6 protein-coding genes and 1 pseudogene are annotated in these 25,629 nt (G+C 52.8%); all 7 read left to right on the top strand.

Features of this window, described 5'->3' with window-relative positions:
* Positions 1 to 4: 4 nt before the first annotated feature.
* Positions 5 to 10,231 (top strand): non-ribosomal peptide synthetase, encoded by a 10,227-nt coding sequence (locus tag FPL14_RS25775; RefSeq protein ID WP_182300406.1) that lies wholly within the window; start codon positions 5 to 7, stop codon positions 10,229 to 10,231.
* Between the two features lie 15 nt (positions 10,232 to 10,246).
* Positions 10,247 to 20,275, top strand: a complete 10,029-nt coding sequence (locus FPL14_RS25780; RefSeq protein ID WP_182300407.1) for a non-ribosomal peptide synthetase — start codon at positions 10,247 to 10,249, stop codon at positions 20,273 to 20,275.
* Positions 20,276 to 20,289: 14 nt separating this feature from the next.
* Entirely contained in the window at positions 20,290 to 21,054 is a 765-nt protein-coding gene (locus FPL14_RS25785; protein WP_182300408.1) for a thioesterase II family protein, read from the top strand.
* On the top strand, positions 21,051 to 22,001 hold the full coding sequence (locus FPL14_RS25790; protein WP_182300409.1) for an ABC transporter ATP-binding protein: 951 nt from the start codon (positions 21,051 to 21,053) through the stop codon (positions 21,999 to 22,001). The genes FPL14_RS25785 and FPL14_RS25790 overlap by 4 nt, the downstream gene beginning before the upstream one ends.
* On the top strand, positions 21,988 to 22,830 hold the full coding sequence (locus FPL14_RS25795) for an ABC transporter permease (protein ID WP_229263676.1): 843 nt from the start codon (positions 21,988 to 21,990) through the stop codon (positions 22,828 to 22,830). The genes FPL14_RS25790 and FPL14_RS25795 overlap by 14 nt, the downstream gene beginning before the upstream one ends.
* A 382-nt stretch (positions 22,831 to 23,212) precedes the next feature.
* Positions 23,213 to 25,125: pseudogene (gene thrS / locus FPL14_RS25800) on the top strand (threonine--tRNA ligase).
* Positions 25,126 to 25,216: 91 nt separating this feature from the next.
* Positions 25,217 to 25,618: a GNAT family N-acetyltransferase gene (locus tag FPL14_RS25805; RefSeq protein WP_229263677.1), complete on the top strand. Its 402-nt coding sequence runs from the start codon at positions 25,217 to 25,219 to the stop codon at positions 25,616 to 25,618.
* Positions 25,619 to 25,629: the final 11 nt, after the last annotated feature.

A 25,629-nucleotide genomic window follows, 5' to 3' on the forward strand; every position in this document is an offset into this window, starting at 1 on the left:
ATCCATGCTGGATTTTAACTTGATCGAATTTAACGATACGGATGCAGATCAACTAGAGGAAATAGAAGAGTTGTCATCGCAGGAAATCGCCGTCATCGGAATTTCGGCAAAGCTGCCTCTGGTCGATAACCTCGATCAATTCTGGAAGTTCGTACGCAGCGGAGTGGATTTCATTTCGGAATTTCCCAAGTCCAGGCGCCAAGATACGGATATCTACGCCCGGGGCAGAACCCGGGAAGGGGAGCAGCCTGCCTATTTCGACGGAGCTTATTTGGAAGACATCGATTGTTTCGATCATGCTTTTTTCCGTCTATCGCCGAAGGAAGCAAGCTTGATGAGTCCTAATCAAAGGTTGTTTCTCGAAACGGCGTGGAAAGCGATCGAGGATGCCGGTTATAGCAAGCTTCAGATGGCTGGAAGCCAGACCGGAGTTTATGTCGGATTCAACACGGATACGCTCTACGACTACAAAAGAATGATAGCCGAGACGGACCCGGACTCCCTTTCGCTTGCGGTACCGGGAAACCTGACGTCGGTCATTGCCGGCAGACTCTCGTATTTGCTCGACTTGAAAGGCCCCAGCATGTGCGTGGATACGGCATGCTCCTCTTCACTAGTGGCGGTACATCTCGCTTGCCAGGCGATCCGCAATCAAGAATGCGAGATGGCGATCGCGGGCAGCGTCAAAATGAATTTATTGCCGTTAGAAAATGAGGTCAAAATCGGGATCGAAGCTTCCGATTGGCGAGCCCATACCTTCGACGATAGTTCCGATGGTACGGGAGCAGGCGAAGGCGTCATTGCGTTTGTGCTGAAGCCTCTGCATAGAGCGCTCCAAGACGGGGATTTCATTCATGGCGTCATTAAAGGCAGCGCGGTCAATCAAGACGGCAGCTCGGTAGGCATGACAGCTCCTAACGTGAAATCCCAGGAGGAAGTGATCGTCCGGGCATGGCAGAACGCGGGCATAGATCCCGAGACGATCTCTTATATCGAGGCCCACGGAACGGGAACGAAACTGGGCGATCCGATCGAGATCGACGGCCTCCATCGCGCGTTCCGCAGATTTACGGATCGCAGGCAGTTCGTCGCTATCGGATCCGTCAAAGCGAACTTCGGCCATCTGGACCATGCCGCCGGTATGGCCGGCATGCTGAAGGCCATTATGGCGATGCGGAATCGGGAAATTCCGCCTTTGCCGCATTTCGCGAAGCCGAACCGGGCGATCGATTTTATTCAATCTCCTCTGTACGTCAATGACAGACTAACGGAATGGGAGACGAACTCCTATCCGCGCAGATGCGGGGTCAGCGCATTCGGCATGAGCGGCACGAATTGCCATGTCGTGCTGGAAGAAGCTCCGAAGAAGGAGGACAAAATGGACTCGGGAGAGGGGATGCAAGAAGAGCATCTTTTAACTTTGTCTGCCAAGAGCGAGGCTGCGCTTGGAAGGTTAGTTCAACAATACGCCCGATTAAGCTTGGAGCAAATTTCTCTTGCCGATCTTTGCTATACGGCCAATACGGGCAGAGGGCATTATGAATATCGTTTGGCGGTCGTTTTCCATAATGCCGGCGAACTGTCGGAACAGCTCGCAAGGCTTATCGACGGCGGCTTAACCGACAATCGATCCCAAGGCATCTATTATGGCAATCCGAAATCCATTTCCGAAGGAATTGCGGGGACTGGCGCATGGAATGCCCAGCGCCACGTAACCGATGTCCGTACGGACCCCCGAAGGGACATCGCTCGTTCGTATACGGAAGGAGCGGACGTCGAATGGAGCAAGCTTTACGCAGGACAGCGGCGTTATCGCATCCCGTTGCCGACGTATCCTTTTGAAAAAAGCCGTTGCTGGCTGGATGCTCCTAATCCTGCGCGGTTCGGAACGGAGTACGACGCGCGGATCGAGCGGAACTCCTCGCCGGACAGGGAAATCGTAATAACCGGAAAACCGAACGGCAGCTATTCCGACATTGAGACCGTAATCGCTCAGGCATGGGGGCATACTCTCGGGCTTCGTCAGGTGGATTTGGCCGATAACTACTACGAGTTGGGCGGAGACTCGATTATGGCGATGAAAATCGTCAACCGAATCAGTCTGCAATTGTCAGTCCGCTTGGAAGTGGCGGATTTGCTCAAACATGCTACCATAGGCGATCTGGCTTCCTTCATCGAGCGGTTGCCGATCGATGATCCGCAATCGGCCAGCGGGATCGCTGCTTTGACCAAGATAGACGCCAGGGAGCAATATCCGTTGACGTCCTCTCAGTACCGCGTTTTTATACAAGAGCAATTCGCGGCCGCCGGAACCGGCAATAATACGCCGTTCGGTATCAAGGTAACCGGAGAACTGGACGCAAGTCGGTTGGAATCCTGTTTCCGGCAATTGATCCAAAGGCATGAATCGCTAAGATCTTCCTTTGCATTCGTTAACGGGGAAGCCGTAACGCGCGTCGATCTAGATCCGGAGTTTCAGGTGCAGCATTTTCGCAGTTCCGAGGAACGGCTGGACCAAGTCGTTCGGGAATTTATACGCCCTTTCGATCTGGAGAAGTCGCCGTTGCTGCGCGTCGGACTCGTGGAAATATCAACTCGTCAGCATCTGATCTTAATCGATCTGCATCATATCGTTTCCGACGGCGTATCGACGAGCATTCTGATCAAAGAATTTTGCGAGCTCTACAAAGGCGCCGCTTTGCCGGAATTGCCGCTGCAGTATACGGACTATTCCGTTTGGCAGCGGGAGATGTTGGAGAGCGACGGCTATCGGCAACAAAAGCAATTTTGGCTCATCCAATTGTCGGGCGAGCTTCCTTTGCTGAATATGCCGGTGGATTATGCCAGAGGGGATCGCAAAGCGTTTAACGGAAATACGCTTCATGCATCGATATCCGCCGAGTTGAAATCGAAGCTGGAGCGTCTGGCCCAACAACGCAACATGACCTTGAATTCGTTATTGTTCTCCGTCTATGCATGGATGCTAAGTCAACGCTCCGGCCAGAACGATCTCGTCGTCGGCACGCTTGTCGCGGGGAGAAACCAACCTCACTTGGATAAGATTATCGGAATGTTCATTAACTTTTTGCCGATACGCGTCGGGGTGCAGCCGGAGCTCTCTTTCGCAGATTTCGCCTCCGAAGTTCATCGTTCGATCGTAGAGGCTTACGCGCACGATTATCCTTTCGATCAGATGATCAACGATTTGCAAGTCAAGACGGAGCGGTCGCGTAACCCGTTGTACGATACGATGTTCGTTTACCACAACGAGTTCAGCATGAATCCGACCGATCGATTGAACATGGACGAAGTGGGTTTGCTCTTCGAACAGTATCCGTTGCTGAATCCCGCGTCGCCGCTGGATTTCAAACTGGACGTATGGAACGGACTCTCGGAAAGCTTAACGCTAGTTCTCCAATACGATACTTCATTGTTCAAGGAAAGTACGATGCAGCAAGGGCTGAACCATTTCGTGAAGTTGGCGGAGCTCGTTGCGGAGAACCCGGATCAGCTTCTCTCCAGCATCGTTTTATTCGATGCGTCCGAAGCTGCCTCAAAGGCCGATTCACGGTTGAAGGAACCTTTGCCGGTAGCGGTAAGCGCGACTTTCACCGCCGAGCCGATCGCCGCTTCCGTGGAATGGTGGTGCCGGCAATTCCATCAAGAAGTCGGGATCGAATTCGCCGCTTATCATCAAGTTTTTCAGCAGCTGCTTGACCCCAACAGCTTGATTTCCGTTAACGACGGAATCAATCTGTTGCTGATCCGGTTCGAAGATTGGATTCGGGACGACGATTCTGTCGCAATGGATGGGATAACCAGTAAGCTTGAGCGCATATATAGCGATCTGATGACGGCTCTTCGCAATCGCAGCAAGTTGGGAACTTATTTGATCGGAACGTTTCCGGTTTCCGCTCGTTTGACGCATTCCGGCGAAATATCCGCTTACTTGGAAAGCTTGAATGAGCGCTGGATGAACGACCTGGCCGGTCTCGGAAACGTGCACGTTATCGACCTGGGACAATCGTTGGCGGCGCTCTATCAGGTTCCCGAAATTTTCGATCCGGTCAAGGACCAAGAGGGGCATATGCCTTTCACCGATGAATTTTATGGCGCGATGGGTACTGCCGTTGCCCGTACGATCGTTAGCAGGAACGCGCATCCTTTCAAAGTTGTCGTCTTGGATTGCGACAACACATTATGGCGAGGCGTTTGCGGGGAAGACGGACCGTTAGGCATCTCGATCGACGAACCTTTTTTGGCTTTGCAGCGGTTTATGCTGGACCGATACAACGAGGGCATGTTGCTGGCGATTTGCAGTAAAAACAATGAACCGGACGTATGGGAAGTATTCGATCGCAATCCGAACATGCTGCTTAAGAAGGAGCATTTCGTAGGAGCCAAGATCAATTGGTCAGCCAAAGCCGACAATATCCGCACGTTATCTGAAGAGCTGAACCTAGGTTTGGATAGCTTTATTTTCGTGGACGACAATGCCAAGGAATGCGGAGAGATGATAGCGCGTTGTCCCGAAGTGCTGACGTTGCAAATTCCGAAGCTGGCATGGCAAATTCCTTATTATTTGAAGCATGTATGGGCATTCGATAAATTCGTCGTCACCGAGGAAGACCGGCAACGGTCGGCGTATTACGCGGCCGAGTCCCAACGGCGCAGCATGCAGGACCATGCTGCGGCTTCCATCGACGAGTTTCTCGGAAGCTTGGACCTTAAGTTGAAGATGCGTCTCTTAACCGAGGAACAGATTGGCCGCGCCGCGCAATTGACGCAGCGAACGAACCAATTCAATCTCAGTACGATCCGCAGAACGGACGAGGACGTTCGGAGGTTGATCTCGGACCCGAACATGATGTGTTGGGGGATCGAGGTGGCGGATCGCTTCGGAGATTACGGATTCGTAGGTCTCGTCTTCGGCTTTGCGGAAAGAAACGCGCTCGTGCTGGATACGTTCTTGTTAAGCTGCCGGGTGCTCGGAAGACGCGTGGAGCAAGCGATATTAAGCGAATTGAAACGAGTTGCCGTCGCCGCGGAAGCGCATTGCATTGAAGCGCCGTTCGTCGCCACGGCCAAAAATGATCCTTTCAAGCTGTTTCTTGAACAAACCGGGTGGGAGCACTCGGAAAATCAGCCTGACGAAGAACGTTACGTCCTGCCGCTGGAACGTATTCCCGATGAGGTTGCGTGGATAACGGCTTGGGAAGACAACCCGGAATTAAACCTTCCGGAGCGTCAGGTTGCAGCCGGTTATTCAAGGGCGTCGAATTTGGCTTCCCAGCCGGAAGCGCGGCAAGAGCAACCAATGCTTTGGGATGTACTTGGCTATGAGGACGTCGAACTGACTCATCGCAACCAACTTTTGCCCTTGCAATTCCATAGAGCGGAACAATTAATGAAGCTGACGATACGTACTCGAGAAGAACAGCAGCGAATGGGCAAAGAGTATGACGAGCCAAGCAATGAGACGGAGATGGAATTGACCTCCATCTGGGAAGAGATTCTCGGCATGGAACCGATCGGCGTTCAGGATCATTTCTTCGATATCGGCGGCAATTCCTTGCAAGCCGTGTCGCTGGCATCCCGCATCCACCAACGTTTCCAAGTCGAAATTTCCTTGCGCGACTTGTTTGCCATACCTACGATCCGCCAATTGGCGAGCCTGATCAATCGGAAGGAACAATCGGAGCATAGCTCCATCGAACCTGCGATAGAACAAGTCGCATATCCGGTTACATCGGCCCAGAAGAGACTGCTCGTGCTTCAACAACTGGATGTGCCGAATTTGGCCTACAATCAGCCGGTTTTATTTACGGTTGACGGCGATTTGGACGTGGGACGCTTTCGTTACGCATGCGAGCAGTTGGTTCGCAGACATCGCATTTTGACGACGGCTTTCAGATGGGAGCAAGGCGAATTCGTAGGTTGGTTAGATGAATGCACGGATTTCGCGGTTGATTATGACGAGTTAGCGGGGAAGAGCTTGACAGAAGCGATCGCCGAATTCATTCGACCGTTCGATTTGACGAAAGCGCCTCTGTTCCGCGCCGGATTAATCCGAACGGATGAGCGAAAGCATGTCCTGCTATTCGACATGCATCATATCGTAGCGGACGGCGTTTCCATCAGCCTGCTCATGAAGGACTTCTTCGATCTGTATCAAGGGACGCTTTTGCCGGCGCCGCGAATCCAATATCGCGATTATGCCTTTTGGCAAGGAGGATTCTATTCCGAACCCTCTATGCGGCAGCATGAATCTTATTGGTTAAAGGTATTCCCGGACGAGATACCCGTATTGAATTTGCCGGTTGATTCCCCGCGTCCGGTCGTACGCAGCTACGCCGGTCGACGCTTCGGCTTCGAGCTTGCTTCCGACTTGCGGGAAGCGGTCAAGAAGCTTGCGTTCGGAATGGGTGCCACGCCGTATATGGTTTATTTGGCCGCGTTCAATATCCTCTTAGCCAAAACCTCGGGACAAGACGACATCGTGGTCGGTTCGCCCGTTGCCGGCAGGCCTCACGCCGATCTTCAAACGATGGTCGGCATGTTCGTTCAAACGCTGGCGCTACGGAACAAGCCCGTCGGTACGAGAACGTTCCGGCAGTTCGTCGCGGAAGTGAAAGATAACGCGCTGGAAGCTTTCGAACATCAAGATTATCCGTTCGAGTCGTTGGTAGAGAAATTAAACGTCCCGCGCGATCTCAGCCGAAATCCGCTGTTCGATACGATGTTCGTCTATCAGAATATGGACTGGACGAATCAACAAGCGGCGGGGCTGCGGTTTCAACCTTATCTTTACGATACCGAACAGAGCCGCTTCGATCTGACGCTGGAGTTGGCGGAAATCGGTGATGGCATGCGGGTTCATTTCGAATTCGCGACGGATTTGTTTTTGCCGAAGACGATCGAACGGCTTTCCCGCCATTTTATACAAATTCTAAAAGAAGTCACCACTGCTCCGGACATTCCGTTGTCCCGGATCGATATGCTTGAAAAAGCCGAGAAGTCGCAGATTTTATTCGGGTTTAACGCGACTTACTCCGATTATGCGGGAGATAAGACGGTTCATCGGCTATTCGAGGAGCGGGTTCGCCAAACCCCGGATCAGGCGGCGCTTGTTTGCGAAGACAAACATCTAACTTACCGGGAGTTGAATGAAAAGGCGAATCGGTTAGCCCGAGCGTTAAGGGACGAAGGGGTACAGCCGGATCAATTGGTCGGCATGTTGGTCGAGCGGTCGTTCGAAATGCTCATCGGCATTCTCGCGATTTTAAAAGCAGGGGGCGCTTACGTTCCGATAGATCCCGAATATCCGCCGGAACGCATGAGCTACATTTTGGAAGACTCCGGAGCGAAGCTATTGTTGCTCCAAGGGCGATTGAAAGGAAGGCTGCCCGAGGAAGGCTTTTGCGGGAAATTGATCGAATTGGACGACCCGCGAACATACGATCGGGACGGGGCGACGGTCGAGGCCGTTGCGGCGCCGTCTCACTTGGCTTACGTCATCTATACTTCGGGTTCCACGGGTAAACCGAAAGGCGTCATGATCGAGCATCGATCCGCCGTTCACATTCTTAGTCAACTGGAACGCAAATATCCGATGCTCCCGGGCGATCGGTATTTGCTGAAAACAACCTACGCGTTCGATGTATCCGTTGCCGAACTGTTCGGTTGGTTTGCAGGGAACGGAACGTTGGTTATTTTACCGCCGGGACACGAGAAAGATCCGACATTGTTGCTGCATGCGATCGAACGCCAGCGTATCACCCACGTCAACTTCGTTCCTTCGATGTTTCATGCCTTGTTGAATTCATTCTCGGAATCGCAATTGGCCGGCGCTCGGAATTTGAAATATGTTTTCGTGGCCGGCGAAGCGTTATCCAAGAAGTTAGTAGACCAATATCACAGTCTGCAATTGCCGGCTAAGCTGGAAAATATTTATGGACCGACGGAAGTGACGATCTATGCAACCCAATATCCGACAGTGCTAGGCGCTACGGCTTTGTCGAACGTCCCGATCGGCAAACCGCTGGGTAATGTTCAAGCTTGGATCGTGAACGGCGACTTCCAGCTTCAGCCGATCGGCGTACCCGGCGAATTGTGCGTATCGGGAGAGGGATTGGCGCGGGGCTACTTAAACCGGCCGGACTTAACGGAACAAAAGTTCGTCGACAACCCGTTCGTTCCCGGGGACCGAATGTACAGAACGGGGGATTTCGTTCGCTGGCTGCCGGACGGAAATATCGAATATTTGGGACGGATCGACCATCAGGTCAAAATTCGCGGCTATCGGATCGAGCTTGGAGAGGTGGAATCCCAACTGCGGCAGACTGCGTTAGTCGAAGAAGCGGTGGTGGTCGCTTTAACGGACGGGACGGGGCAAAAGGTTTTATGCGCTTATTTCGTTGCCGGGGAGCCGTTGTCCGCCGCCGAACTGAGAGGGGCGCTCGCTAAGGAGCTGCCTGGTTATATGATTCCTTCCCGCTTTATGCAACTGGAGAGCATGCCGCTGAACGCCAACGGGAAAATCAATCTCAAAGCGCTGCCCGAGCCCGTGTTCGAGCTTGATCAAACCTACGAAGCGCCGAGTAACTCGCTTGAATCCGAGCTGGCGCAAATTTGGTCGGATGTGCTCGGGATAGAGACGATCGGCGTGCAGGAGCGTTTCTTTGAAATAGGAGGCCATTCCTTGAACGCGATCGCGATGCGGACCCGAATCCAGCAATCGTTCCAAATCGAGCTTTCCTTAACGGACATTTTTCAATCTCCTACGATAAAACAGCTCGCCCAGGCGATCGAGCAAGCTTCTCCGGCCGTTTACGCCGGCATTCCGCTGGCGGAACAGCGGCGCGATTATCCTTTGTCTTCGGGACAGTTGAATCTGTTCGTCCTTCATCAACTCGAAGGAGGAGCAACCGCCTATAACCTTCCCGGCCTCTTCAGGGTGGAGGGAGCCATAGATCGGCATAGGGCGGAAGAAGCATTCCGGAAGTTGATTCGCAGACAGGAGTCGCTCCGCACGTCCTTTGCGGTTGACAATGGCCGGTTCGTGCAGATTATCCATTCGGAAGCGGAGTTTGAGATCGAGTATCGGGAGGAGTACGAGGATACCTTCGAGTCCGTCTGCCGTTCCCTGATCGCGCCGTTCGATTTAAGCCGTCCGCCGCTCGTGCGAGTTGCCTTGATCAAATTGATCGATAGGCGCTTGATCGCACGGGAAGCTTCCGCGACAGAAGAAGATCAACGCCACGTGTTGTTCTTCGATATGCATCATATCGTTTCTGACGGAGTCTCCTTAGCCGTAATGATGCGCGATTTCGTGCAGCTGTACGATGGCAGGGAACTCCCCGAGCTGCGCATTCAATATAAAGATTACGCGGTATGGCAACAGCAACAGATGGAGAGCGATGCGTACGCGCGGCATGCGGCTTATTGGCATAACGCGTTCGGCGGCCCGCTGCCGGAGCTTAGGCTGCCGACGGACTTCCCGCGTCCTGCCGTTCAAAGCTTCCAAGGCAATCGGGTCCATCTTTCTCTCGACGAGGATTTGACGGAGAAGCTGAAGGCGATCGCCGCCGACAACGGCGCAACGTTAAATATGGTTTTATTTGCTGCTTATTCCATACTGCTCTCCAAGATTAGCGGACAAGAGGACCTGGTCATCGGAATTCCATCAGCGGGCAGAACGGACCACGATTTGCAGCCTTTGATCGGGATGTTCGTCCAAATGCTGGCTTTGCGGTGCAAACCGACTAACGGCCTTACTTTCGATCGTTTGTTGCAGGATGTCAAACAACTGACGTTGTCTGCCTTCGAACATCAGCATTATCCGCTCGAAGAGCTGATCAAGGGATTGAACCTTCCTCGCGATATTAGTCGGAATCCGTTATTCGACGTTTCGTTCGTTATGCAAAATTACGAGAAAACGGAGTTCAAAGCCGATCGGCTTAGCGCTTCGCCTCTTGCTTTCGTTCCCGATTCGGCTAAGTTCGACCTCACTTTGGAGGCGGTCGAGTCGGACGGCCGTCTGGATTTGTCGTTGGAATACGCGGTCAAGCTGTTTCGGATGAAGACGGCCGAAAGATGGCTAGACGACTTCGCGCGCGTTCTGCAAGTCGTCGTATCCGATTCGAAAATCGAATTGCGCAACGTGACATTGGACAGCGGCTCGTTCCGTAACCAACCTTTAATGCTCGAGGACGTGGATTTCAACTTTTAATGGGGAGGAATAAAAGTGATCGATAAGCAAAGGCAGAACGGGACGGAAGTCCATGCCGATTATGAGATCGACAAGCAATACTGGTTGAAGCAACTCCAGGGAAATCCGGCTCCTTCCGCGTTTCCCTTCGATTTTACGATCGCCGATCGGAGTAGCCGTAGGATTGACGAGATTAGCGTCCCGATACCGGATGCGCTGGCAGCCAAGCTGACTTCCGCGAGCAACGGTTCGGACCTTGGCCTATATATGATCTTACTGTCCGGCATCTTGTATTTGTTGCACAAATATACCCAGCATACGGATTTGGTCATCGGGTGTCCCGCGCTGCGCGGCGATGCCCCGAGGCTGAACCATATGCTGCCTGTCAGGGTGGAAATCGACGGAGAGATCACGTTCAAAGAGTGGATGTCCTCGATTAAACGGGCGGTAGCGGACGCCCTTCGGCATGACCGGTTCCCGCTGCAGCAGCTCAGACGGGATGCCGCATTGTCCCGAGTGATCGTCTTGCTCGACCCCCTTCAGGAGCAGTCGCACGCGAAGAGCGCGGATGCCGACATGCTGCTGAGCTTCGCCAAAGACATAGACTCGTTACGCTTGACGCTGCAATTCGATGCCGGTCTGTACCATGATCAGACCGTGCATGCCATAGCGAACCAATCGATCGCCTACTATTCCTCCGTCATGGATTTCCCGGGTTGCCGGTTATCGGAGATCGAACTGCTGGCGCCGCAAGAAAAGGAACGGTTAGCCGGTTTCAACGGCGCAGCCGCAACGTATCCTCGAGAGAAGACGATCCATCGGCTGTTCGAAGAGCAGGCCGAGAAGACGCCCGACGCAGTGGCCGTCGCCTATGAAGGCAGCCGATTGACGTATGCGGAGCTGAACCGAAGAGCCAACCGACTCGCCCGTACGCTAAGAGCTCAAGGCGTTCAGGCCGACCAACTGGTCGGAATCATGGCCGAACGCTCGCCGGAGACGATTGTCTCCATCCTTGCGGTCGTAAAAGCCGGCGGCGCTTATGTCCCGGTCGATCCGGACTATCCGCAAGAGCGCATCGCCTACATGTTGGCCGATTCGGGCGTGAAGGTGCTGCTGATGCAACGGCAACAACGCGAACGCGTTTCGTTCACAGGCACCGTCGTATATGTCGACGATCCATCGGCTTATGATGCGGACGGTGCGAATTTGGAGCCGATATCGGGCCCGGATCATTTGGCATATGTCATTTACACGTCGGGATCGACGGGGAATCCGAAGGGAGCCTTGATCGAGCATAAGAACGTTGTCCGGCTGTTATTCAACAGCGACAATTTGTTCGACTTCGGCGCGGAGGACACGTGGACGTTATTCCATTCCTTCTGCTTCGACTTCTCGGTATGGGAAATGTACGGGGCTCTGCTGAACGGGGGAAAACTGGTTATCGTTCCAAGCCTTACCGCGAGAAATCCGGAACAATTCCTGAGACTGCTCCAAGACGAGCAAGTGACGATCCTGAATCAGACTCCGACCTATTTCTATCAAGTCGTTCAAGCGGATCAAACCTATGATGTCCGCAACCTGCGCTTACGAAAAGTAATCTTCGGCGGAGAAGCGTTAAGCCCCTATGCGCTGAAGGACTGGAAAGCGAAATATCCGAATACGCAGTTGATTAATATGTACGGCATTACCGAAACGACCGTCCATGTTACCTATAAGGAAATTACGGAGTTGGAGATCGAGCAGGCGAAGAGCAATATCGGCAAAGCGATCCCGACGCTGCAAGCGTACATTCTGGACGACAACGGCCGTCTTCTGCCGATCGGAATGCAAGGAGAGCTATACGTCGCCGGGGACGGTCTGGCGCGAGGTTATCTTAACCGGCCGGAGTTGACGGCCGAGAAGTTCGTGACTCATCCTTTCAGCCCCGGCGAGCGGATGTACCGGACGGGGGATTTGGCGAGATGGCTGCCGGACGGCAACCTCGAGTATTTGGGACGGATCGACCACCAAGTGAAAATCCGCGGATATCGAATCGAGCTAGGCGAGGTGGAAGCCCAGTTGTTGAAAGCGGCGGCCGTTCAGGAAGCGATCGTCATCGCGCGGGAGGACGGCGCGGGGCAGAAGGAGCTGTGCGCGTATTTCGTGTCGGACCGGCCGAGAGCGGCGGGCGAGCTGAGAGAAACGCTGGGGCAAACGCTGCCGAGCTACATGATTCCGGCTTACTATGTGCAATTGGAGCAGATGCCGTTGACCTCCAATGGCAAGATCGACCGCAAAGCTCTTCCCGCGCCGCAAGATATCGTTCAGTCCGGCGCGTCGTATCAAGCGCCAAGAAATACGGTTGAAGAGAAGTTCGCGCAAGCGTGGCAAGAAGTGTTGGGGCTTGCGCAAGTCGGCATTCACGATCCGTTCTTCGCTATCGGCGGAGATTCGATCAAGGTGATCCGCATCATCAGCAAGATTAACCAGCAGCTGCGAACGTCTATAACGGTGGCGGATTTCTATACTTCTCCGACGATCGCCGAATTGGCGGTTTTGGCAGAGAGCCGTCCGGCGGCAGGCGATGAACGGGAGAAGGGCTTGCGCATGGTGGCCGACATCAAGGAAAAGATCGCGGCCGAAACGGCTGAACGTCCGTTACCGGAACATACTGAAGACTACTATCCGCTCAGTAACATTCAGATGAGCATGGTGTTCTACTCGAAGATGATGCCGCAGCAACCGATCTATCACGATCAATTTTTCTTTCTGTTGGAAATGCCCGGCTTCGATTGGGACACCTTTCAACGGTCGATCACCGTCTTGGCGCAGCGCCATCCTATTCTGAGAACGTCCTTCGATTTGCAAAGCTACAGCGCGCCGCTTCAGATCGTTCATCGTAATCGTTTGCCGCAAGTGGAGTTAACCGATTTGACCGAACGCCGGGAAAGCGAGCAAGAGCAGGCGATTCGTGCTTATATGGCGCAAGATCTGCAGGACAAATTCAAGTTCGACGGAGATCTAATGTGGCGCCTGCGCGCGTTTCGTTTGACCGACAGGGAATTATGCCTCGTGCTGTCGTTCCATCATGCGATATTGGACGGTTGGAGCGTGGCGACCTTCAACAAGGAGTTGATCGAAACATACAGCGCGCTGGTCGCCGGCAAGCCGTATACGTTTCCTGCTCTGAAAGCGACTTACAAAGATTACGTGGCCATTCAGCAATCCCGACAAGAATCGGAAGAAACGCGACGTTTTTGGAAGGATTGCCTGCAAGGCTACACGCGCAACAAGCTTCCGTTCAATTTGGCCGGCAAAGTGATCGGCGAGCAAGCGGGGAACGCCATTTACCGGAAACAGGTGGATCCGCGAACGTGGGGCTCGCTAGTTAAGTTCTCGCAACAGCATCGGTATACGATGAGGGAAATTTGTTTCTCCGCTTATTTATACTTGATGCACGTTCTCACGACGGAGCACGACCTGGTAACGGGAATCGTTACCCACGATCGCCCGCAAATCGAGGACGGGGACGCGATGCTCGGCTGCTTCTTGAACACGTTGCCGTTCCGGATCGACGTCGACCGCAAGTTGACGCGGCTGAAATTCCTCGAACAAGTGAAAATCCGGATGCACGACATGTTCGCGCACGAGCTCTTCTTAGTGGATATCGCTCAAGAGGTCGGAGACGCGAAAGGGGATTTAAGCAATCCTTTGTTCGATGCTTTGTTCAATTATACGGATTTCCATGTGATGGACGGGTTGGAGAACAACGCGTTCATGCGCGCTTCGGAACGCCGGATCGAACTGTCGTCCAGCGAAATGACGAACACGCTGTTCGACCTGGAAGTGTCTAGCGCGATGGATCAGACTTACATCCAGATTAAATACGCGCAAACGCATTTTCATAAGACGGAGATCGAAACCGCGTTCGACCTGTACGTGCGGATTTTGCAAGCGTTCGCCGATCATCCGGGCAGCGCGCTGCAAGAGATTCCGGTGCTGTCGGACGCGGAGCGCAAGCGGATTCTCTACGATTTCAATGCGACGGAAACGGCTTACGCCAAAGAGAAAACGTTGCATGCCTTATTGGAAGAACAAGCGGAGAGAACGCCAAACCTCGTCGCCTTGAAGCAAGACCAAGCCGTGATGACCTATGGGGAACTAAACGGACAAGCGAACAAAGTTGCCCGCATGCTGATCGACAGAGGGGTAAAGACGGGCGATCACGTGGGCTTGGCGGCAGAGCGCGGGTTCGATATGATAGTCGGCATGTACGGCATTTTGAAGGCCGGCGCGGCTTACGTTCCGATCGACCCCGAATATCCGGATGACCGCAAAGATTACATCTGCCGCAACGCGGAGACGATGGCGTTGCTCGCGGATCGCGACTATGGGCTCGCGATCGAGAATACGGTACCGCTCGACGCAGGAACGTATGCCCAATACCCGGACAACGATCTTGCGCTGCCCAAGGATTCGGGAGATCTGGCGTATATCATCTACACATCGGGCTCCACGGGCACGCCGAAAGGCGTCATGATCGAGCACCATTCGGCCGTGAATCTCGTTCAGTGGGTGAACAAGCGATTCGAGGTGGGCGAACGGGATACGCTGCTGTTCGTGACTTCGATGTGCTTCGATCTATCGGTTTACGACGTATTCGGCACGCTGGCTTGCGGAGGCAAGGTCGTCATCGCGCGCAAGGAGCAAGTGCAGAACCATGTCGAACTCATTCGCCTGATGAAAGAGGAAAACGTGACGTTCTGGGATTCCGTTCCTTCGACGATGAACCATCTGGTCAACATGATCGAGCAAGAAGAGCCTAGCTTCCTGCAGAGGAGCCTAAGGCTCGTCTTCTTAAGCGGGGATTGGATTCCCGTTCCCCTGCCGAATGCGATCCGTTCCTTCTTCCCGAATGCGGAAGTGATCGCGCTCGGAGGCGCGACGGAAGCGACCGTCTGGTCGAACTATTATCCGGTCCAAGCGGTAGAGAAGACGCAAACGAGCATTCCGTACGGCAATCCGATGGACAATAATACGTTTTATATTTTAGACGATCAAATGAGCCCCGTGCCCTATGGCGTAGCCGGGGAGCTGTATATAGGCGGCGTCGGGGTCGCCCGAGGCTACATGAACGACAGCGAGAAGACGGCGAATTCCTTCGTGCCTAACCCGTTCATAGACGAACCTGGATCAACTATGTACAAAACCGGGGATTTAGGCCGGATGCTGCCAAGCGGGGCGATGGAGTTTCTGGGCCGGAAGGATCATCAGGTTAAAATCCGGGGATTCCGCGTGGAGCTCGGAGAGATCGAAAGCCATCTGTTCAAGCACGAACAAATCAGGGAAGCGGTCGTACTGAGCAAACAGGATGCGGACGGGGTCGCCTATTTGTGCGCCTATGTCGTCTTCCATGAAACGATGACCTCGCAGGAATTGAGAGAATACTTGTCCGCGAAGCTGCCGGGTTACATGGTGCCTTCGGCATTCGTGACATTAGAGCGGCTTCCGTTAACTTCGAACGGCAAAATAGACCGGAAAGCGTTGCCTGAGCCTGAACGGCATACGAGGAGCGATTCCGCGGAATCGAAGCCAAGAACGGGGCTCGAGTCGCAGCTCGCGCGAATTTGGCAAGACGTGCTAGGCCTGGACGAGATCAACAGAGACGATAACTTCTTCGAAATCGGAGGACACTCTTTGCGGGCAACGAGCTTGGTCACGAAGCTTCACAAGGAGATGAACATTTCTTTCCCGTTGCGGGAAGTGTTCGAATTTCCGACGATCGAGCAGATGGCTCAAGCGATTGAGGGCCTGCAACAAAACGCGTATTTCACGATACCCGTCGTGGAAGAGAGGGAGACTTATCCCGTTTCTTCCGCGCAGAAGCGGTTGTATATATTGAGCCAAATAGAGGATGGCGTAACCAGCTATAACGTTCCGGCCGTCCTAACCGTCGAAGGGGCGATTGACAGGACGCGGCTGGAAGCTACGATTCGGCGATTAATCAATCGCCACGAGACGTTGCGAACGAGCTTCGAGTTGGTTGACGGGGAACCCATGCAGCGAGTGCACAAAACGGTGGAATTCGTTGCGGAATACAGCCAGCTAGGCAATGAAGATTTAGAGGCGAGAGTTCGGAGATTCGTGCGCGCGTTCGATCTAGGGCAGGCGCCTCTCTTCCGAATCGAGTTGATCGAGCTCGAAGCCGAGCGCCACGTTCTATTGTTCGATATGCATCACATCGTCACGGACGGAACTTCGATGGGAATTCTCGTTCGGGAATTTTCCAGCTTGTATGCGGGAGAAGATCTGCCGCCCTTACGAATCCAATACAAGGATTATTCGGATTGGCAACGTCAGCAAATGCACAGCGAGCGTTATCGGCAGCAAGAGAACCATTGGCTTGAGACCTTTGCCGGCGAATTGCCCGTATTGGACTTATTCACCGATTTCCCAAGACCTGCCGTGCGCAGCTTCGAAGGATCGCATGTCGAATTTGTCGTGCCGAAAGAGCTAACGGAACGGTTGAGGCGATTGGCGGCGAACAGCGGCAGCACGTTATATATGGTTCTAATGGCTGCTTATACGACGTTGCTGCATCATTACTCGGGGCAAGAGGATATCGTCGTGGGAACTCCGATCGCGGGAAGGTTATCCGCGGACTTGGAGCCGCTGATCGGCATGTTTATCAACACGCTGGCGATACGAAATTATCCGACGAAGGATAAAGCGTTCCTCGAGTATTTGGCGGACGTGAAGGAAAACGCCTTGCGAGCTTACGAAAATCAAGACTATCCGTTCGAGGAATTGGTTTCGAAGCTGAACGTGACGCGGGATCTCAGCCGCAATCCTTTATTCGATGCGATGTTCGTGCTGCAGAATACCGAGAACGGGAAGCTCGAAGTCGAATCGCTAAGCTTCCTGCCCAACGTTCAGGAGCATGCCATCGCTAAATTCGATCTTACGCTCACGGTCGTAGAACTAGGAGATGAATTGAGCTGCAGCTTGGAGTACAGCAACGCTCTATTCAACGAAGCTACGATCCGCCGAATGTCCGGTCACTTCGTTCAGCTCTCTAGATCCATCGTGGACCAGCCTGACGAAAAGATCGGATCGCTTACCCTTATGACGCCGTCGGAAACCGAGCAGATCGTGCGGTCGTTCAACGATACGAAAGCGGACTATCCGCGCGAGAAGACGATCCAGCAGTTATTCGAAGAGCAGGTCGCCAAGACGCCGAACCATGTGGCGGTCGTGTTCGCCGATCGGCAGCTTACCTATCGGGAATTAAACGAACGAGCGAATCAATTGGCCAGAGGGCTGCGCGAACAGGGAGTACGTTCGGAGAGCGTCGTGGGGATCTTGGTCGAACGTTCGCTGGAGATGATGATAGGAATATTAGGGATTTTAAAGGCAGGAGGCGCCTATTTACCGATAGATCCCGATTATCCGCAAGAACGGATTCAATACATGCTAGAAGATAGCCGCGCGAAGCATCTGCTCTCTCAGAAGTCGATCTCTGTCCCTGCAGCGTACGACGGAATCCGGTTGGACATCGACGACAACCTCTATGAACTCCATGACGATTCGAATCTGGAGCTGGAGCAAGCTTCGAAACGGCTCGCTTATATCATTTACACATCGGGATCTACGGGGAAACCGAAGGGCGTCATGCTCGAGCATAGAAGCGTGATCAATTTTATCCAAGGGATGAAGGATCGAATCGATTTTTCCGCCGATAAGACGATTCTATCGTTGACCACGATCTCGTTCGATATTTTCGTGCTCGAAACGATCGTTCCCCTTACGCAAGGAAGCAAAGTCGTTATCGGAAGCGCCGACGATCAACAAGATCCGAAGCTCATCAGCGACCTGGTGAATAATCACCGGGTAAACATCGTGCAGATGACGCCTTCGAGAATGCAATTGTGGATGAGCGATCCGACGCATGCGTCGGGCATCCGTCAATTGACGGAAATTCTAATCGGAGGAGAAGCGTTTCCGGCCAAGCTGCGGAACGAATTGCGCCAAGCCGCCTCGGCCCGGATATATAATCTGTATGGTCCGACGGAAACGACGGTATGGTCGGCGATGTCCGAGATCGGTGCCGACGACGGTATTTCGATCGGATCGCCGATCGCGAACACCCAAATCTATATCGTGAACGACGGCGACCGTTTGCAGCCAATCGGGGCGATCGGAGAGCTGTGCATTGCCGGAGACGGGCTAGCCAGGGGGTATTGGAACAGGGAAGACCTTACCGCGGAGAAGTTCGTGGACAATCCGTTCCGTCCGGGAACGAAGATGTACCGTACGGGCGATTTGGCTCGCTGGCTGCCGGGAGGAAACTTGGAATACGCAGGCCGGGCCGATCATCAGGTCAAAATTCGCGGTTATCGTATCGAGCTTGGCGAGGTAGAGGATCAACTGCGGAAGCTGGCGTCCGTCCAAGAGGCGGTCGTTGTCGCGAGGAATGACGATAACGGGCACAAGAGCCTGTGCGCCTATTATGTAGCGGACGCCGAATGGAGCGTTGGCGAGCTAAGAGGAGCGCTTGCCGCTCGACTGCCGGGGTACATGGTTCCTTCCCATTTTGTTCGATTGGACCGACTGCCGCTAACGCCGAACGGGAAAATAGACCGCAAAAGATTGCCTGCTCCGGAGTCGAACAGAGCTTTGATCTCGGCGTACGAAGCTCCGTCTAATTCAACCGAGGAACAGCTGGCCGAGATCTGGCAGGAAGTGCTTCGGGTTCCCGTCGTCGGCGCGCATGACAATTTCTTTGAATTGGGCGGAAATTCCTTGAATTCCATCCAAGTCATCGCAAGGACGAATACGCTTCAGTTGAACCTATCGGTTAAAGATATTTGGGACTATCAAACGATACGGCGAATTACGGAGAATAAGAGACTGAATCATTCGGCAACGGCGGTTAAGGCAAATAGAAGGTTTAATCGATCTTTCGAAGTCACTTACGATTACCCTTACTATTATCCGTGTCTCATCGCGGTTATGTATGAAAAAATGAAACATCAATTCGGTTACTCGCTTGCAAGGGGTTTCCTCCCGGTTTTCGACGGTCTGGCTTTGCCGACAATAGAATTCGGGAGATCGGAACAGGGCGTTAATCGCAAGAAGTACTGCAAACTTCCTTCCGTTCCGTTTATAGGGCTTATCAAGATGATGGAGAAGACGGGCATTTCCTTTGATTTTATAGCTTACCCTTCGTTGGAGGAAGGTATTGCGGCGATCGACCGGAGCTTAAGCAACAATGAAATCGTGGCGATCGGCGGCGTAACTTATTACTTGAATTATTCGCCGGATTACAAGCTGCCCGAGGAGGAATGCCGAGAAAGATTGAAAAAACCGGCTGCTAACGTTCCTTTCGATCATTCGTTGCTGGTCATCGACCGAACGGAGTCGGGGTACATCGTCTACGATACAAGTTACCAATTTTTCGGGGAAATCCCCAGCGAAGATTTGCATCAATCCTTTTCCGGTTATCGCGATCTGTCTTTCATGGATACGATTCCGCGATTGACGGATTACTCTTACCGGGTGTTCCAGACTAACAAACGGGCGCCGGGGCCGGATGAGCTTGAAGATCGGCAATGGGAACTGACTATGTTTATCGAGTTGATCAAAAATTGGTTAACTTTGCAAGAAAGGGATTACGAAGCGGAAGGAACTGTCTATTCTCAATTTGCAGGAATGGGCGCCATTAACGAAATGATGAACATTTTGAGAGACGAACGATTTTTGACGGACGTTCAGGCAGATCGAACGTTCCTGTCCGCGGTTCTAATCGACTGGAAATACAACTTTGTTTTCTTAAGGGACGTATTGGATGATTTGTCTAAGTCATTCGCCGAATTTAAGGGATCGTCAAGACGAATCGACGAGATCATCTCGTCCTTTGGAGAAGCCTATAACGACAGCTTAACCCTTAACGCGGATAATGGAATACCCTTCGCAAGACGTCTAGAAAGCACGTTGGAAGGGATTCATTCCCAACTTAGCTTGCACTTGCCTCAATGGAGTGAGTTAGCCTCCAAATATAGAAATGAACATTCTCCGCGCAATTAAGGAGGAGGACAAAGGTGAGCGGTAAAATCAAACTGTTTTGTTTCGCCCATGCCGGAGGTTCGGCCGTCGGCTTCAGCAGGTGGCGCAAGCTGCTCGATCCCCGCATAGAGCTCATTCCGATCGAGCTTAGGGGACGGGGGGCTAAGGCCGGATTGCCTTTCTACGAAAGCATCGAAGAAGCCGTAAAGGATTTGTATCCGCAGTTGGAGCGGGAGGCGGGTTCGAGTCCGTATGCGTTGCTCGGCCACAGCATGGGGACGTTGCTCGTCTATGAGATGTGCCGCCGCATCCGAGCGATGGGGTTCCGGGATCCGGCCGCAGCGTTTTTCTCCGGTCGGATTGCCCCCCACTTGAAGGAAGACGAGAAAATTTTACATCTCTTGCCGGACGACGAATTTACGGAGGAAATCAAGAAGCTGGGTTTGACGCCGGCCGAGCTGTTCGAACACCAGGAGCTCGTGAATCTCTTCTTGCCGATCTTGAAGGCGGATTACCGGATGATCGAAACGTACGAATGCGATGTACGAACGGATCCGATTAACTCCGAATTCGTCATCATGACGGGCAAGGAAGACCAGTGGACGCAAAATCGAATCGAAGAGTGGGCCCCCCTAACGTCCAGGGGGTGCCATTTTCAAGAGTTTGCGGGAGGCCATTTTTTCTTGTACGAACGAACGGCGGAAGTTCGTAGACGCGCTGAACCGCCGTTTGTTATCCCATACAGGGACGGTGTCCCGATAAAACGGAATTCCGTCGGATACCGAGGAGGGCTCATGTGAACAGCGTTTACGAGATTCGCAATTTGCGGAAGGTGTATAAGAAAGGCAAAAAGCTTGCCAACGACGATATAACTTTCGACGTGAAGGAAGGAGAAATCTTGTCGGTGCTCGGCCCGAACGGCGCCGGCAAGTCTACTCTCGTGAAACAGATGGTGGCGCATGCCAGACCGACATCCGGTTCTATTCTTCTTTTTCGGCGAGACTTGATTCAACATTCCCGCGACGTATCCCGACAGGTCGGGTACTACGCGCAGGAATCGTGGGCATTGGCGAACTTAACGGTGAGGGAAGCCATATTCTTCACGGCCCGGTTAAGAGGAATCGGGAAGCAGGAGGCGGAGCGGCTTACCGGATGGTGGATGGAAAAACTCAGCCTGGGGGCCATTTCCGACAAAATGATGAAGCGGATATCCGGAGGGCAAAGGCGGCTTGCGGGACTAGCTGCCGTTATGATCGGGGATCCGCCGGTGCTTATTCTTGATGAGCCGACCAATGAGCTAGATCCCGTTAAACGCAAAATCGTATGGGATTTAGTGCGCGAGAAAAACCGGGAATGCGGAACGACCGTACTTCTCGTGACCCACAACGTGTTGGAAGCGGAGCAAGTCGTGGACCGGGTTGCCATTATTAATCAGGGCAAATTGCAAGTCATTGATTCGATTACGAACTTGAAAAGCCGAGTGGACCCTCGCTTGAAAGTAGAAATCATCGTGCAAAGCGGTAAACGCGATGCGGCCGAGAAGCTTTTGAATCAATGGGGGACAGTCGAGATCATCAGCGAGAATCGCGTGCAAATGCTCGTCGGACGCGAAGAAGCGAACGGACTCGTCTCCCGAATCACGACGAATCTCGACGAGTTGGCGTGTACGGAGTACAAGATCGTTCCGCCTAGCCTGGAGGACGTTTATATGAAATTGGGAGGAGATGTCCACGGTGAATCCGATTGAGGAGGGCTTGGCGAAACAGAGCGCCGCTCCTGGCGCGGCGTTAACGTTGGCGCAAGCAACACCCGTATCGACGCTGAGAAGCGTCGCGGCATCGGCGACGGAATTGATGTATTTGCTGCGAATTCAGTATGCGGAAGTCCGCGAAACGTGGATGTGGGTAATCGGCTTGGCCTCGATATTTCCGTTCACTACGCTGCTGTTCATGAAGTTTTTTCTGGAATCGCCAAGCCCTGACGTCGTGATGAGGATCGTAAGCGGCAATATTGTATTTCCGATCATTATTATGGGGATCAACGGTCTTGGCAATCACATCGCTTGGAGCAAGCAGCAAGGGCAATTTACGTTTTACGCTTCGCTGCCGATCTCCAAAATCAATTTTCTCTTGGCGTTCATGATCCGCGGATTTTTGATGTCTTTGCCTTCCGTCATCATCATGTCGATCGTCGGGCACTTCGTGTTTCACATTCAGATTCAACTGACCTTCGGCTTGATTCCAATGGTGTTGCTATCCGTAGCGGCACCGGCCGGATTCGGGATCCTTATCGGGTTCCTATCGAAAAATCAGGATTTGACGGGCATGATCACGAACTTGCTGATGGTCTTTTTGAATTTTCTGACGCCGGTCATGATCGATATTAAGCAATTGCCTGCCGCGTTGCAGACGGTTTCTTATTTGTTCCCGACCACTTACGCGGCAGACGGCTTAAGACAACTGCTCCAAGGGACGTGGACGACATCGGTGACGATAGATATGCTGGCCCTTATCTTGTTCACTTTCCTTACATTCTGGATCGTTGTTCGGAAAATGGATTGGAGACTCGAGAAGTGAGCTAGGGCTGATACGAAAATCCAATCTTGACTTTTACAAGCTTCATTCTGTAAGATTACACACAAGAAATTCATAATCGGCATTGACCAAAGACACGATTCCCTTTACGGGCCGTACAGAGAGAGAAGATCAGGCTGAAAGCTTCTCCGGTAACCGGTTGCGGAATTACCCCTTTGCAGCCGTGGCGTTGAACCCGTCGAGCCATCGTTCGCGGCAGTAAGCGACACCGTTTTATCCCCGATACCGGATACCAATAAGGTCCTTGCATGTTATGGTGCAGGTCGAATTAGGGTGGAACCACGAGCAGAACGCACTCGTCCCTTTCTGGGAGAGATGCGTTTTTTTGCGTTCATACAATCAAGCGGAAACGGAGGAAAAGAACATGGAGATCAACGTAACGTTGCCGGATGGATCAATAAGGAGGTATCCCCGGAGCACGACAATCGAAAGCGTAGCGGAATCGATTAGCTTAGGGTTGAAGAAAAACGCGATAGCGGGAAAGATCGACGGCAAGCTTGTCGATCTGCGACGATCGATCGAGCGCGACTGCTCCGTCGAAATCGTGACGCTGGACGGCAAAGACGGTCTGGATATCTACAGGCATAGTACGGCGCATGTCATGGCGCAGGCCATTAAGCGCATTTACGGAGACCAAGCCGTTAAGCTCGGAATCGGACCGGTCATCGAAGACGGATTTTATTACGACATCGATATCGCAAAGCCGTTGTCCAGCGACGATCTAGCCGCGATCGAACGTGAGATGGACCAAGTCGTCCAAGAAAACTTGCCTATCGTTCGCCGGGCCGTCAGCCGCGAGGAAGCGGTGCAAACGTTCAAGAAGCTGGAAGAACCGTTAAAGCTAGAGCTGATTGAAGGATTGTCGGAAGATGCCGAGATCACGATCTACGATCAGGGGGAGTTTTTCGATCTTTGCCGGGGACCGCACCTTCCTTCCACCGGACGCATTAAGGCGTTCAAGCTGTTAAGCGTGGCGGGCGCATACTGGCGGGGAGATTCCAACAACAAGATGCTTCAGCGGATTTACGGGACGTCTTTTCCGAAGAAAGCGGAGCTCGAACAACATTTGCACGTGCTGGAGGAAGCGAAGAAGCGCGACCATCGCAAGCTTGGCAAAGAGCTTGGCTTGTTCATGTTCTCCGAGGAAGCGCCCGGCATGCCTTTTTATCTTCCGAAGGGGATGGCCATTCGCACGGAGCTTGAAGATTTCGCCCGCGAAGTTCAGAGACAGCGGGATTACGATGAAGTGCGCACTCCGCTCATGATGAATAATCGGATTTGGGAACAATCCGGACACTGGGACCACTACAAAGACAACATGTACTTCACTAACGTGGACGACACGAAATTCGCTCTTAAACCGATGAATTGTCCCGGCCACATGCTGATTTACAAGAACAGCTTGCGTCCTATCGGGAGCTGCCCATCCGTCTATCGGAATTCGGCCAGGTACATCGCCACGAATATTCCGGAGCCCTTAACGGAATGATGCGCGTTCGCACGTTTTGCCAGGACGATGCTCACCTCTTCGTTCTGCCCGAGCAAATAGAAGATGAAATCGGGCGGGTCATCGAGCTGATCGGTTACATTTACGAGGTGTTCGGATTCGAATACAAGATCGAGTTATCCACTCGGCCCGACGATTATATGGGCTCGGATGAATTATGGGATCAAGCGGAAACGTCGCTGCGGAACGTACTGGACAAGCGCGGCATAGTTTACCGTATCAATGAAGGCGACGGCGCTTTCTATGGACCTAAAATCGATTTTCACATTTTGGACGCGCTTAAAAGGAGCTGGCAGTGCGGAACGATCCAATTGGATTTCCAGATGCCAGACAAATTCGAACTCGCTTACGTCGGCGAAGATAATCAAAAGCATCGTCCGGTCGTCATCCATCGCGCGGTTTACGGCTCGATCGACCGATTCATCGGAATTCTTACCGAACATTACACGGGGGCTTTCCCGCTGTGGCTAGCGCCGGTTCAAGCGAAGCTGCTTCCCGTGTCGGACAACTATATCGATTATGCATTGCAAGCGAAAAAAACGTTGGAAGAGTCCGGCATTCGCGTCGATGTCGATATCCGCAACGAGAAGCTGGGATACAAAATTCGCGAAGCCCAACTGGAAAAAGTGCCTTATATGCTCGTGCTGGGAGAAAACGAGAAAAATTCCGCTACGGTATCGGTTAGGAAGAGAGGACAAGGAGACCTCGGGACGCAAAGCCTATCCGCGTTGAAAGAGCAAATCCTCGAAGAAATTCGGATTAAAGCTTAATTGGACCACCGAATCGACAAGGAATTGGCACTGTTCATTCTAGCGTAGATCGAATACGATCTACTGAAAAACGCAAGGGATGTGCAGTGCATTGCGGACTATCGAGTATAAGATAAACGAGCCGCTCCAAGCCCGGGACGTATCGGAAGTATTCCGCGGCTCCGGAATCAAACGGCCTGCGGACGATCTCGTCCGCATTCAACGAATGATCGATAACGCCGACATCAACGTATCGGCTTGGGACGGAACTCGGCTCATAGGAGTAGCGAGAGCGATTACCGATTACGCGTATTGCTGTTATTTGTCCGATCTGGCGGTGCGCGGCGAATATCAGAAAGCCGGAATCGGCAAAGAACTCGTGCGAATCGTTCGGGAACAGATCGGGGAAGAGGTATCTTTGCTCCTTCTGTCCGCGCCGTCCGCCATGGACTATTATCCCCGTATCGGCTTCGAGAAGAAAGACAATGCTTTTATAGTTCCAAGAACCAGATAAATTTTCGTTCA

This window comes from Cohnella cholangitidis, assembly GCF_014107495.1.
In the GTDB taxonomy this organism is placed as follows: domain Bacteria; phylum Bacillota; class Bacilli; order Paenibacillales; family Paenibacillaceae; genus Cohnella; species Cohnella cholangitidis.

What these genes read in the sequence shown, in the direction of transcription:
- FPL14_RS25775 (WP_182300406.1), top strand. Translation starts at nt 5, where the DNA reads ATGCTGGATTTTAACTTGATCGAATTTAACGATACGGATGCAGATCAA.